The sequence below is a fragment of the Polynucleobacter sp. JS-Safj-400b-B2 genome (genome assembly GCF_018881975.1).
Lineage (GTDB): Bacteria > Pseudomonadota > Gammaproteobacteria > Burkholderiales > Burkholderiaceae > Polynucleobacter.
Genome location: NZ_JACVPJ010000005.1, coordinates 102616 through 116092, shown reverse-complemented (window position 1 = coordinate 116092; position 13477 = coordinate 102616). Strand labels below are relative to the sequence as shown.

Below are 13477 nucleotides of genomic sequence, written 5' to 3'. Positions count from 1 at the left end.
AAGATATAGGAATTAAATTTTAAATGATTTTTGGGTATTAAGCCTTTGAAACCCAGCGCAATCCAAATATTGCCAATAGGAAGTACAACAGCGGTGGGGTTAGGGCTGTGAGAAGTGCTGGCCAAGAGCCCAAAAGTCCCACATTGGAGAAGAGGGAGTTGAAAAGCTGAAAGCTCATACCGAGCATGATTCCGCCAAATACCTTAATGCCTACGCTACCAGCCCGTACCTTTAAATAAGCAAAGGGTAGTGCAAGTGTGAGCATTACAAAAATAGTAAATGGGTAAACGACTTTCTTCCAGAAAGCAATTGAATGTCGCTGTGCATCTTGTTTGTTATCACGCAGATGAGAGATAAAGCGACCCAAGCTCATGATCGACATTTTTTCAGGGCTAATTAAAAGTACGTTCAAAATTTGCGGCGTGACTTCGGATTCCAAAGTCACTATCGGGTGCGTAAAAGTATGCGCAGAAAAAACAGGATTCAGCGGATCGGACTGCTTCGTTTCCTTAAAGCGAGTTTCTGTCACATCATTTAAGACCCAGATACCGGCCTCATCAAACTGTCCAGATACTGCGCTTCGAATGGAGAGGAGGTGATAGCTATCGTCAAACTCATACATACGGATATTACGAATTTCATTATCTTTATCAACCTTACCAACGTTGACATAGCGCACACCAGGACGAACTGGGCCGCTACCATCCTCATCACGTAAGCGATCTTTTACCCAAACGCCAGTTCTAAACTGGGATGAATAAGCAGAGCCCATGGCCTTCATGCGAATCTGATCAGACTTAGCCTCGGTATAGGGTCCAATCCACTCGCTCATGATGAGAGTGAGTGCAATTAAGGGTAAAGAGATTTTGGTTAGGGTTATGAGGCCACGCTTAACGTCTAGACCGGCGATGCGCAAAATGGTGAACTCAGACTGACTAGCTAGCATGGCAAATACATAAATACTGCCAATTAAGCCTGCAATCGGAATAATTTCTGAGATTCGGCTTGGGGCTTTTAGCAGGACATGCAGTAGTGCTAAGGGAAGTGTGTAAGCTCCCTGAACGGAGCCGAGCTCACTCAAGATATCAAAGAATAAAAATAAAGCCACTAAAGCAAATAAGATAAAACCAAAAGCAGCATAGATCTGCTTAGCTAGATAGCGCTCATAAATGAAAGGAAAGAGCAATTTCATTTGGTGGCGATAGAGGCGGGTAGTTGACGACGCCACCACTTCAGAGAAGGGTTAATGCGATTTCGAATTAAAGCTGTTGCAATCAAGAGCGCAAGCAAATGTATAGGCCAGATCGCTACAAAGACGCCTACCTTACCTTGCGAGACAAAGTTTTGTGTCAGGTTCAGAAGGTTGCTATAGATTAAGTAAATTAAGACTGCATAGAACATTGCCGTGTAATTCCCAAGACGGGGGTTTACATAAGCAAGTGGAATCGCAATCAACACCAGACCTAAAGCCATCAATGGTAGGCCGATACGCCAGAGTAACTCAGCGCGATTGGGGTTGGTGGATACGGGATTGGGATCATTTAAGAGTTCTGTAATGGTCTTCTCACGATCGCGCGGTGCAGGGGCCAATGCATCTTTGCTGCGGATCTTCGTGCTGTATTCGTTAAATTCGAGAATCCTAAAATCAGGCTGTGTAGGTTGCCCCTCATAGCGTCTGCCGTTATGCAGCACGATGGATTTCTCGCCCCCTGCAGAGTTTTGGATAAAGCCGGTTGAGGACACTGCAATGCTCAAGCGACCATTCTTGGAGTCCGCCACAAAGATATTCTTAACTTCACTTTTATCAACATCGAGCTCTTCGATAAAAAATACGCGCTCCGCTTTTGCAGATTCTTTAAATTGACCCGCACTCACCATGGATACATCATCGCGTTGTTGAAAGCGCTGACTAATTAAGGTTGATTCGCGATTTGCCCAAGGCCAGACAAAAAGAGCAAGTAGGGCAATGATGATGATGAGGGGTATGGCAAATTGCAGAATGGGGCGAATGAGATTTGTAATGCTGAGGCCGCTGGCAAACCAAACAATCATTTCCGAATCTTTGTACCAGCGCACTAAAACAATGAGGGTAGCGACAAATAGAGAAACCGTTAATAGCACTGCAAGATAACCTAAGGTAGCCAAGGCAATCAAAACAAGAGCATCCTCTGGATTCACTGCTCCGTTGGCCGCAAAACCCAAAATTCGGATTACCAAGGTAGTCACCATAATGGTAACTAAGACCAAAAAGACCCCGCCAGTCGTAAAACTGAGTTCGCGGCGAAGGGCCTGTTTAAAAATCATGAGAAATAAGGGTTTGGATTGGTGAGGTTATTAGGGATTACAAATGGCTTATATTGTTGGAGATTAGGGAAGTTCATCTCATGTCGGAGGATAATGGATAAACGCCCCAAATTAGCAATTTCTCACCTTTTGAATCTACCAAAATACCGTAATAGATTATGACAATTCAATTTAGCACCAAGATTTTCCCTCAAGCAGACCTTCAGAGCCTAAAACTCCAGAAAACTAGCCTCAAAGCCTTGCTTGGCCATAGCGCTGACTGTTTAGTTCTAGGTTATTCCAAGGCAGACTTAGATAGCTTCTCAGGCACTAAGCGCACCAAAGTCAAAACGGGTTTTTTGCCAGAGCTTGATCTGTTGCTCAGGGGTTCGGTTGCTCATGCCAACGTTGTTGGAGATTTAGATGCTAAGCAGGCATCAGCATGCATGTTGCGCGCAGAAAAATCTTGGTCGACCAATGGTGTTAAAGCCAAACGAGTATTGCTAGTGAGTTTGGGTGATGTTCACCTTGCTAGTGAACGTAGTTTGACTACGTATTCCAAAGTTGCTCGTTCTGCTTTGAAAGAGCTTAGCGGCGGATCCATTGAAAGTGCGCTGTGGTTTACTCCCAGTTTTGCGCTCACTCACAAAGCGGACTTTATTGCAGAAGAGGTGCGCCTCACCATTCAGTACGCGGGCGATCAGGCTTATCGTTTTGGTGTGCGCCAGCCTGCCATGAAATTTAAAGCTAAGGATAAGGCCGATACTTTCAAAAGCTTGGTCTTTGCCGGCAATGAAACTTGTTCCAAGGAGTTAAAGGCAGCAGTTGACCAGGGTATATCAATGGTTGAGGGTATGAACTTGGCAAAGGATCTTGGTAATCTTCCTCCAAACATTTGTACACCAACCTATCTTGGTAAGGCTGCCCAGGGCTTAAGCAAAAAAACCAGCCTCAAAGTTGAAGTTCTTGGACGCAAGCAGATTGAGGCTTTGGGAATGGGTTCATTCTTGTCGGTTGCTAAAGGATCAGACACGCCTCCACAATTTATTGTGATGAAGCATCAAGGCGGCAAAGCAGGCGAAGCGCCGATTGTGCTGGTTGGTAAAGGCATTACTTTCGACACTGGCGGCATCTCACTTAAGCCAGGCGAAGCTATGGATGAAATGAAGTACGACATGTGTGGAGCCGCCTCTGTAATTGGCGCCATGTATTCAGTTGCTTTGATGAATTTAAAAAAGAATGTGATTGGCGTTATTCCAACTTGTGAAAATATGCCATCAGGTCAAGCGACTCGTCCTGGCGATATTGTGAAGAGCATGTCTGGACAAACGATTGAAGTTCTCAATACGGATGCAGAAGGTCGATTAATTCTGTGTGACGCGCTAACTTATGTGGAGCGCTTTAAACCTGCAGCAGTCATTGATATAGCTACCTTGACAGGGGCATGCGTCATTGCTTTGGGTCATGTACATAGCGGCTTATTTTCTGAAGACGAGAACTTGGTGAGCGAGCTTACTAAGGCAGGCCATGCTTCTTTAGATACAGTGTGGCGTTTGCCCTTAGATGCTGCTTATCACGAGCAACTCAAATCTAACTTTGCAGACGTTGCCAATATTGGCGGTCGTCCAGCGGGTAGTGTGACAGCGGCTTGCTTCTTATCTCGCTTTACCGAGAAATACAAATGGGCGCACTTAGATATCGCTGGAACTGCCTGGAAAAGCGGGGCTGCTAAAGGCTCTACTGGTCGCCCAGTGCCGCTCTTGGTGAACTTCTTGCTTGAGCGTAAGTAAAAGCCCCTGGAAAAATATTGCATGGCACGAATTGATTTTCATAGCAATGTGAGTGACAAGCTGGAATACGCTTGCCGCCTCACACGCAAGATTTGGAGCGCCACCCCTGAGGGTGAGCCAGTGCGCAATATTGTGATGGTGGGCGAGAAGGCTGATTTACAAAAGTTAAATGAGCTGCTTTGGTCATTTAGTAAAACGGATTTCTTGCCACACTGTTTTATTGATGACGAAGCTGCAGCAGAAACACCCATTGTGTTGACCGATGATTTTGCTTCTCCTGCCTTAAGTAATATCCCTCATGCTGATGTCATGATTCATTTGGGCATGCGCATGCCTCTAGATGTACCAGCTTTAGTTGCCCGTTTCCCCAGAATCGTCGAGGTTGTTACAGTCAATGAGGCTGAGCGCTTAGCAGGGCGCGAGCGCTTTAAAGCCTATCGCGAGCTTGGCCATGAGTTGCATAACTTTGATCAAGCCAAAAGTTAATACCCATGCTGATTCATCCCCAGTTTGATCCTGCAGCAATTCGTATTGGTTCTTTTGCCATTCATTGGTATGGCTTGATGTATCTAATGGCTTTTGCGCAATTCTTGCTTCTAGGACGTTTGCGCATTAAAGAACCACGCTATCAAGCCCTGGGCTGGACATATAAAGATCTTGAGGATCTCCTGTTTGCAGGCGTTCTAGGTGTGGTGTTGGGTGGTCGCTTAGGCTACACCCTGTTTTATATGCCAGGCTTTTACTTATCCCACCCTTTAAGCATTTTCAAGATTTGGGAAGGCGGTATGTCTTTTCATGGCGGCTTATTGGGTGTTCTGCTGGCGCTTTATTGGTTTGCTAAAAAACGTAAGACTAGTTTTTTTGTAGTGAGCGACTTAGTGGCACCACTTGTTCCTTTTGGATTGGCATTTGGTCGACTTGGGAACTTTATTAATGGTGAGTTATGGGGCAGGCCTACTGATCTTCCTTGGGCGATGGTATTTCCATTGGTAGATTCTGTGCCACGCCATCCATCACAGATTTATCAGCTGCTTGGCGAAGGTATTTTGCTGGGCATTACTCTGTGGATTTATGCAGGCAAGCCTAGGCGGGTTGGTCAAGTTTCTGGGTTCTTCTTGCTTGGCTACGGTGTTTGTCGCTTCTTGGCTGAATATGCGCGCGAGCCTGATTCCTTCTTGGGTCTTCTGGGCTTAGGCTTATCTATGGGTCAGTGGTTGTGTGTGCCAATGATGTTGTTTGGCTTTTATCTCATGGCTGCATTTAAATCCAAGAGTAAATAGCCTGTGCTGAATGAAGAGCTGACGCTGCGAAAATTAGAGGTACTGTGCTCGTTTGTTCGTACTGGTAACCTTTCTAAAACAGCGGAAGAGTTGGGCTTAAGTTCGGTCAGCATTCACAAGGCATTGCATTCTCTTGAATCCGGAATAGGGTGCGCTTTATTTGTAAAAGAGGGGCGTCAGTTAAAAGCTTTGCCAGCAGCCATTTATTTGGCCGAAGCAAGCGCGGATTTATTGGCGGATGTAGACCGCGTCCTGAAAAAGACCAGAGCCAAAGCCGGTGTCGAGAGCGGGCAAATCCGCCTGGGTTCAATGTACTCCTTGACGGCTAATATCATTCCCAGAGTAATCATGGGCACCAAAATCCGTAGACCTGATTTGGATATTGATTTATATCTGGGATCTAATGAGGACTTGATGAAGAGGCTCAGCGAGGGAAATATAGATGCAGTAGTTATGGCAGTTCCTGTAAGAGATCTTCCCGAGGGTGTCCAGGTGGTACCTCTTTTTGAGGACCAGTTGTTTTTGGCTTCCTCCAAAAATAATAAGCCAGCCGAAGCAAATGTTGATTTATCCGAATATCGGAATGAGAAATTTCTAACCCTTCAAGATGGTTTTGCCACCACTTCGGGGTTTTATGAAGCTTTCCAGTCAGCTGGCTTTGCCCCCAATGTAGTCATGAAGGTGGGGGATATCTTTTCTTTGATGAATATGGTCTCAGGGGACCTTGGAAGATCGTTGCTGCCCGGCAGAGTGAAGGCATTAATGGGTGATGCGATTGAATTTACCCCGTTATTGCCAAAATATCATGTGACACAGCGTATTGGCTTAATGTACCTTCAGGCTAATGAATCAAACCCCAATATCCTCGCTCTAGCGGCTGAAAGCCGCATGTTGCATCGCAATAACTCCTAACCACATCTTGATGCCTTAAGCATTTAATTAACTTCAAGTTAATGATTACATACTTTCATTAATTGATTCAGGTATGGCTCAGTTATACATTAGTTAGCAACCCTTCACTCTTTGAGTTGATTTTTTTGAGAGATATACATGCTTGAAAAGCTAGCAAAAGCCCGTTACTTTTCCCGCGTTACTGGCGCGGTCAATCGACTTATTTCGGAGCGCGGTGAATCGAATGCCGTCAGCATGGCTAACGATGTGATACACAACTATCGCAAGCTATCTAAAGATCAGCATTCAAAATTTTTCAATTTTCTATTTGAAAAACTCAACCCCGATGCTGCTGCAGTCATGTCTGCAGCGCAAAATTTTTCAGCAGAAGCGAGTGCGCGCAATTACATTAAATTGCAGCGTGTGACTGAGCCACCGAGACAAGAATTGTTTCGTCGACTCAATCGCGCAACGAATGGAACTGCTGCGCTTGTAGGTATGCGCCGCGATCTGTTGCAATTGCTTGAAAAGCAGCCTGAGTTAACTGCAGTTGATTTTGACTTACGTCACCTCTTGTCATCTTGGTTTAACCCAGGCTTTTTAAAGATGCATCGGGTGGATTGGAAGTCGCCTGCCGAGGTTTTAGAAAAACTGATTCAGCATGAGGCTGTGCACGCAATTGATGGCTGGGATGACCTGCGCCGCCGCTTGCAGCCAGATCGTAGATGTTTTGCATTTTTTCATCCGCAGCTTCCAAATGAGCCTTTGATTTTCGTTGAAGTTGCGCTTTTGCCAGAAATTCCAGCCGTGATTACCCCCTTGGTGGATAAGAAGGCAGAGACAGTTCATCAAACTTCGCAATATAAAGTGGCTGCTTTCTATTCCATTAGTAACTGCGAACCAGGTTTGCGTGGTGTTTCGATGGGTAACTTCCTGATTAAGCGCGTTGCAGAACAATTGCATGCAGAGTTCCCAAGTCTTAAAACATTTGTAACTCTTTCACCAATTCCGGGATTCATTGACTGGGTTGCTGCTGGTGCAGATATTGGCGGTGAAAAGTCCGGTACCCAGCTGAAGCCGGCAGTTCGTACAGCTCGTGAGCAATCCTTAGAGGCCCTTGGACTTGCTAATCGCTCTTGGTCTGAGCGTTTAAGTGCTGGATGGCATCCCGACAATGCCACTGAAAAAGAAAAAGCCGCTTTACTATGCCTCGCAAGTATTTACTTGGGCCTAGGCTCTGCCGGCCGTAATGGCAATCCGGTTGCTAAGTTTCACTTAGGCAATGGCGCTAAGCTTCATCAAATCAACTGGGCTGGAGACCTTTCTCGCAAGGGTTTAAGGCAGTCAGCATCTCTCATGGTTAATTACTTGTATGATCTTTCCGCTGTTGAGGAGAATCATGAGCGCTTTACCCATGGGGAAATTGACTATTCACGCGCAGTTGGCCGTCTAATGCAGGCCTAGAAATATATTTTTGGAGGAGAGGCTCTAAAAGCAGAATTCAGAGAGTATTCGCTTTAGAGTCAGCAGCAAGAAAGCAGACGCCAAGATCTGACCGTATTATGCAGTCTATAAAACACTATTAGGAGAACAATATGAGTAATGAATTGAAATCTGGGCTTAACAAGCCAAATGCATTGCGTCGCCAATTATTGGCAGGATCTGCAGCGTTGCCTTTAGCTGGCATCGTCGGCTATAGCCCTGCATCAAATGCTCAAGGTGCAACAAAAACCTTGAACATCTCACATCAGTTTCCTGGTGGAACTATTCAGGCAGGTGATTTCCGTGATCGTCTTTGCCGTAAATTTGCTGAATCAGTTGAAAAACGCACTAAAGGTGCATTGAAGTTTCAGGTTTACCCAGGTTCATCATTGATGAAAACCAATGCGCAGTTCAGCGCAATGCGTAAGGGGGCCTTAGATATCTCATTGTTCCCAATGCCATACGCTGGTGGAGAAGTTCCCGAGCTGAACATTGGCTTAATGCCAGCATTGGTTACTAGTTATGAGCAGGCTGCTAAATGGAAGACTGCTGAAGTTGGCAAGATGCTTACCAAAATTTTAGAAGACAAGGGCATTGTCCTTTTAAGTTGGGTTTGGCAAGCCGGTGGTGTGGCAAGCAGAAGCAAGCCAATTGTTCTCCCAGAGGATGTTAAAGGAATGAAAATTCGCGGTGGTAGTCGTGAATTTGACTTGATGCTTAAGGCAGCAGGGGCTTCAGTAATTTCATTACCTTCAAACGAAATCTATGCAGCAATGCAAACTGGCGCAATGGATGCGGCTTACACGTCTTCTACAAGCTTTATGTCATTCAAGCTTGAAGAGTTGGCAAAAGCATTTACTAGCGCACGTCAAAAATCCTATTGGTTCATGCTTGAGCCATTGATGATGTCTAAGCAAATTTTTGATGCTTTACCAAAAGATCAGAAAGATGCCCTCATGGCAGCTGGCGCTGAAATGGAGAAGTTCGGGCTCGAAGCTGCAAAAGATGATGACAAAACCGCAGCCTTAGCTTACGCAAGAGCCGGTAGCAAAGTTACCGACGTTGATGCAGCGATTGTGGATAAGTGGAGAGTAATTGCTCGTGATAGTGCCTGGAAAGACTACGCAGAAAAGAATGAAAGCTGCGCAGCATTGTTAAGAGCAGCAGAAAAAGTGACCTAAATCATGACTCAACTATTACAAGCGGCAGACCGCTTAATGTCTGGAATGAATAAGCTGATGGTGTTGTTTGGATCATTGGCATTGGTGGCTGCTTCAGTCATCTTGAGCTATAGCGTTGCTTCAAGAGCATTTTTCGGAGCAACGACTGATTGGCAAGATGAGGCTGCAGTCTTTTGCTTAGTAGGCGCTACCTTCTTATGTGGTGCTTATGTTCAGCAAATCCGCGGACATGTAGGCATTTCAGCGGTATCTACTATGTTGCCTAAAGCAATCAATCGTCTCAGAGTGTTGATTATTGATATCGCCTCTTGTACTTTCTGTGCATTTTTTTCATGGAAGTCTTGGGCTTTGTTCCATGAGGCGTGGGTAGATGGTCAAGTAACTTCATCTTCATGGGCTCCACCACTCTGGATTCCATACATCATGATGTCTATCGGTATGACCTTGTTGGCATTTCAGATTTTGCTCCAAGCGTTTGGAGATGTTGTTAATCCAGGCGAAGGGGAATAAGCATGTCAATTACAATACTAGGAATATTATTTGCAGCGGTCACGTTGCTGGTTATGTTTTCAGGGATGCCCATCTCTTTTGCATTGGGCTCTGTAGCGGTCATATTTATGGTGTTCTTTATGCCTGCATCCTCATTGGATACAGTGACTCAGAACGTCTATGAAGAAATGGCGAGCATCACCTTGCTCTCGATCCCGTTATTCATCTTAAAAGGGGCGGCGATCGGACGTTCACGCGCCGGTCAAGATTTGTATGAAGCTTTGCACGTTTGGCTTGGTAAGGTTCCGGGCGGCTTAGGTGTGGCTAACGTGTTAGCTTGTGCTCTGTTTGCTGCAATGGCGGGATCTAGTCCTGCAACTTGTTCTGCAATTGGTAGCGCAGGTATTCCAGAGATGCGTAAGCGTGGTTATTCACCTGGATTAGCAGCGGGCATTATTGCTGCCGGTGGAACACTTGGCATTTTGTTGCCACCTTCTATTACGATGATTTTGTACTCAGTTGCTGCAGAACAATCATTAGGGCGTTTATTCCTTGCTGGCATTGGCCCTGGTCTGATGTTGGTATTGTTCTTTTCAATCTATACCGTATATCGGTTCCGCAAAGAGTACAACCTTGCACTACAGGCTGTTGAGGTTGGCGCTCCTAGTCATCCGATATTAGAGCGCCACACATACACTATGCAGCAGAAGATGAGTTCTCTTCCGCGTGTATTGCCTTTCTTAGTTTTATTAATTGGTGTGATGGTTGCGCTTTATGGCGGCTATGCAACACCATCTGAAACTGCAGGCCTTGGTGCAATTTTAGCTTTCGCATTAATTGCTGGTATCTACAAAATGTGGCGAATTAAAGATTTATCGCCATTGCTTAATGCGACCATTAAAGAATCCACAATGTTGATGTTCATCATTGGCATGTCTTTATTGTTTTCCAATGTGATGAGCCATTTGCACCTCAGTCAGTCTGCCGCGCAGGCGATCGTTGATCTTGGCTTTGGGCGGTGGGGCTTGTTGGCTGCTATTTTGGTTTTGGTAGTGATCCTAGGCTTCTTCTTGCCACCGGTCTCTATTATCTTGATGACTGCACCGATTTTCTTGCCACCATTAAGGGCGGCTGGATTTGATTTAGTTTGGTTTGGAGTGGTAATGACCATTGTGATGGAGACGGGTTTAATACATCCACCGGTCGGTCTTAATATCTTTGTGATCAAAAATATTGCGCCTGATATTTCTTTAAATGAAATCATCTGGGGCGTATTCCCATTTGTGATCATCATGATTCTCTCCGTTGTATTGCTATGCTTTGTGCCAGAGATTGCTACAGGATTATCTGATCTGGTAATGGGTGTGGCTAAGGTGCATTGATTGCAGTATTGATAAAAATATTAGTCCTATAGGAAATTTCATGAATTTATATGCACTCTTGGAAAAAGGTTTTCCAAAAGATAAAAAAGCATGCGCTCTCGAGACGCACGATGGTCTCTATTATTCTTGGGGTGATCTTGAGGCGGCAACTGCGAAGCTTGCCAATTTACTGGCTAGCCTGAAGCTTCCAAAAGGAGCTAGGGTTGCAGTACAGGTTGAGAAGTCTCCTGAAGCACTTTTTCTTTATCTAGCAACGATTCGTGCAGGTTATGTGTATTTGCCTCTGAATACTGCCTATCAATCTGCAGAAATCCAGTACTTCCTGGAAAACGCAGAGCCAGCAGTGGTTGTTTGCAGCAGCAAGAACCTCTCTTGGGTTTCTAAAGTGGCTTCTAAGGCTGGCACTATGCATGTATTTACTCTGGACGAGAATCGTACGGGTACTTTATTGGACCGTGCAGGAAACCTGAGCGACAAATTCAAGACTGTTCCAGCAAAAGATGATGATCTTGCAGCAATTCTGTATACCTCTGGTACAACAGGACGCAGTAAGGGTGCAATGCTTACTCATAAGAACCTTGGCAGCAATGCACAAGTATTGCAAAAGTTCTGGGGTTGGAAAAAAGGTGATGTATTGCTGCACGCTTTGCCTATCTTCCACGTTCATGGATTGTTTGTGGCGGCGCATGGCGCATTGATTAATGGCAGCAAAATGATTTGGTTGCCACGTTTAGATACAGCGCAACTGATTAAGCACATGCCACAGTCCACCGTGATGATGGGTGTACCTACATTCTATGTACGCCTATTGGCTGACAAAGGGTTTACTAAAAAAGTAGCAAGCAATATGCGTCTATTTGTTTCCGGCTCAGCTCCTTTGTTGACAGAGACATTTAACACTTTCAAAGAAGTAATTGGCCAGCCGATTCTTGAGCGTTATGGCATGAGTGAGACGGTGATGTTAGTTTCTAATCCTTACAAAGGAAAGCGCGTAGGTGGTTCAGTTGGTCTGCCATTGCCTGGCGTTAAGGTGCGTGTAGTGGATGAAGATAACAAGCCATGCAAAGTAAATGAGATTGGCAGCATTCAAGTGAAGGGCCCGAATATATTTGCAGGCTACTGGCGTATGCCTGAGAAGACTGCCGAAGAATTTACCAAAGACGGCTGGTTTAAAACTGGCGACGTCGGTCGTTGGGGTGGCGATGCCAATGGCGGTAAGGCTCCAAATGATTACTTGTGCATTGTTGGTCGCAGCAAGGATTTGATTATTTCTGGTGGCTACAACGTTTACCCGAAAGAGATCGAAAGTTTTATTGATGACATGGTTGGTGTTGATGAGAGTGCTGTGATCGGTATTCCACATCCAGATTTTGGTGAAGCAGTAATGGCAGTTGTTGTGCCAAAGGCTGGAGCCAAGTTAAATGCAGAAGCGATGATTGCTACTTTGAAAACGCAAATTGCGAACTTTAAGATCCCTAAGCGGGTTGAGATTGTTGCTGATTTACCTCGTAACGCTATGGGTAAGGTGCAAAAGAATATTTTGCGTCAGCAATACACAGCGTAATTAGAAACCGAATGCCTTGCGGCTTTCATTAAACATGAAGGCTGCAAGGAAAAAAAGCAGGATGCCAAAAACGCGTTTGAGTTGAGCAATATCGAGTTTTCTGGCCATCTTGGCGCCTAAGGGTGCAGTAAAGATGCTGACCCCCACAATGCAGGCCACAGCTGGTAAATAGACAAATCCCAAAGAGCCTGCTGGAAGGTTGGGGTTGCCCCAACTGCCGTACATATAGCCAATCGTTGCAGCAGCAGCAATGGGAAATCCTAGGCCTGATGAGGTGGCCATTGCTGTGTGAGGCTTAACATTGCACCAGAGCATAAATGGCACGGTAATGAAGGCCCCACCAGCTCCTACTAAGCTTGCAAGCGCCCCCGCAAAAGTTCCAAAAGAAAATAATCCTACTGCGCTTGGTAAATCTCTGCCTGCCTTGGGTTTTTTATTGAGCAGCATTTGGATTGAGGTGTAAACAATAAAGACGGCGAAGCAGAGTGAGAGCCATGACGTTTTGAGTGCCTCAAATAATTCACTTCCACCAATGAGTCCGCCAAAAACCATTCCTGGACTTAGGGATGCAACCAGCTTCCAATCAATTGAGCCATGTTTGTGATGCGCCCAAATTGCGGAGCTTGTAGTAAATAGAATAGTGGCCATTCCGGTAGCGATCGCCATATGGACGATCACTTCCTGACTAAAGCCAAGGTGGTTAAATACCAGAATCATGAAGGGAACCAGAATCATCCCGCCACCGATGCCTAATAGGCCAGCCAAGTAGCCGGAGATGCCGCCACACAGCATGAGCATCAAGATATCGCTCAGTAACATGAATTCCCCGCCTTAGCCGCTAGGCCGTCATCCTGAACCCTAAGGTTCAAGGTGGAACGGCTACTCTGCTTTGGGTGCATTAAGAGGTTCAGGGAGTAACCAAGTCTAAGTTGGCACTGTGAACTTGCAAAACGCTCACGCCCGCAAGGTAAAGATCGTTCCGGATGCTTGCGCATCGGTTCAAGGAACTATTGGCCTTGGCGAACCAGGCAGGGAAAGAGTTTGCATCAAAGCATCCACTTGATCTTCAAGAGCGCGAATTTCACCTTGAAGGCGAGTAACTTCATCGGAGCTCATATTGGAAGAGGTGCTTTGT

At 45.5% G+C, this 13477-nt stretch carries 12 protein-coding genes and 1 other RNA gene; 9 read left to right on the top strand and 4 right to left on the bottom strand.

Going from position 1 to position 13477, the window contains the following annotated elements; genetic code table 11:
* Nucleotides 1-37 precede the first annotated feature (37 nt).
* Together lptG and lptF are read right to left on the bottom strand one after the other, a co-directional pair.
* On the bottom strand, nucleotides 38-1192 hold the full coding sequence (lptG, locus tag ICN48_RS07895) for an LPS export ABC transporter permease LptG (protein WP_216153163.1): 1155 nt from the start codon (nucleotides 1190-1192) through the stop codon (nucleotides 38-40).
* Nucleotides 1189-2304, bottom strand: a complete 1116-nt coding sequence (gene lptF / locus ICN48_RS07890; protein ID WP_216153162.1) for an LPS export ABC transporter permease LptF — start codon at nucleotides 2302-2304, stop codon at nucleotides 1189-1191. The genes lptG and lptF overlap by 4 nt, the downstream gene beginning before the upstream one ends.
* Before the next feature lie 164 nt (nucleotides 2305-2468).
* Between lptF and ICN48_RS07885 the strand changes: the two genes are divergently transcribed.
* The 9 genes from ICN48_RS07885 (at nucleotide 2469) to ICN48_RS07845 (ending at nucleotide 12342) form a co-directional block, all read left to right on the top strand.
* On the top strand, nucleotides 2469-4073 hold the full coding sequence (locus ICN48_RS07885) for a leucyl aminopeptidase (RefSeq protein ID WP_370624184.1): 1605 nt from the start codon (nucleotides 2469-2471) through the stop codon (nucleotides 4071-4073).
* Between the two features lie 21 nt (nucleotides 4074-4094).
* On the top strand, nucleotides 4095-4559 hold the full coding sequence (locus tag ICN48_RS07880; RefSeq protein ID WP_216153160.1) for a DNA polymerase III subunit chi: 465 nt from the start codon (nucleotides 4095-4097) through the stop codon (nucleotides 4557-4559).
* A 5-nt stretch (nucleotides 4560-4564) separates the two neighbouring features.
* Nucleotides 4565-5353 (top strand): prolipoprotein diacylglyceryl transferase, encoded by a 789-nt coding sequence (gene lgt / locus ICN48_RS07875; protein WP_216153159.1) that lies wholly within the window; start codon nucleotides 4565-4567, stop codon nucleotides 5351-5353.
* Nucleotides 5354-5356: 3 nt separating this feature from the next.
* A complete protein-coding gene (locus tag ICN48_RS07870) occupies nucleotides 5357-6265 on the top strand; it encodes a LysR substrate-binding domain-containing protein (protein ID WP_216153158.1) in 909 nt (302 codons plus the stop codon).
* Nucleotides 6266-6403: 138 nt separating this feature from the next.
* The gene (locus tag ICN48_RS07865) at nucleotides 6404-7708 is read left to right on the top strand and encodes a malonyl-CoA decarboxylase domain-containing protein (RefSeq protein WP_216153157.1); all 1305 of its coding nucleotides are present in this window, start codon (nucleotides 6404-6406) and stop codon (nucleotides 7706-7708) included.
* 131 nt (nucleotides 7709-7839) lie between these two features.
* Nucleotides 7840-8907: a TRAP transporter substrate-binding protein DctP gene (dctP, locus tag ICN48_RS07860; RefSeq protein WP_216153156.1), complete on the top strand. Its 1068-nt coding sequence runs from the start codon at nucleotides 7840-7842 to the stop codon at nucleotides 8905-8907.
* A gap of 3 nt (nucleotides 8908-8910) precedes the next feature.
* Nucleotides 8911-9417 (top strand): TRAP transporter small permease, encoded by a 507-nt coding sequence (locus ICN48_RS07855; RefSeq protein ID WP_216153155.1) that lies wholly within the window; start codon nucleotides 8911-8913, stop codon nucleotides 9415-9417.
* 2 nt (nucleotides 9418-9419) lie between these two features.
* Nucleotides 9420-10778, top strand: a complete 1359-nt coding sequence (locus tag ICN48_RS07850; protein ID WP_216153154.1) for a TRAP transporter large permease — start codon at nucleotides 9420-9422, stop codon at nucleotides 10776-10778.
* 40 nt (nucleotides 10779-10818) lie between these two features.
* Nucleotides 10819-12342 carry a malonyl-CoA synthase gene (locus tag ICN48_RS07845; RefSeq protein ID WP_216153153.1) on the top strand — a complete coding sequence of 508 codons (1524 nt, stop codon included), beginning with the start codon at nucleotides 10819-10821 and terminating at the stop codon, nucleotides 12340-12342.
* On the opposite strand, the gene ICN48_RS07840 is transcribed toward ICN48_RS07845, so the two are convergent.
* Both ICN48_RS07840 and ssrS read right to left on the bottom strand, forming a co-directional pair.
* The gene (locus ICN48_RS07840; RefSeq protein WP_216153152.1) at nucleotides 12343-13161 is read right to left on the bottom strand and encodes a sulfite exporter TauE/SafE family protein; all 819 of its coding nucleotides are present in this window, start codon (nucleotides 13159-13161) and stop codon (nucleotides 12343-12345) included.
* A non-coding RNA gene (gene ssrS / locus ICN48_RS07835) (6S RNA) lies at nucleotides 13162-13380 on the bottom strand.
* Nucleotides 13381-13477: the final 97 nt, after the last annotated feature.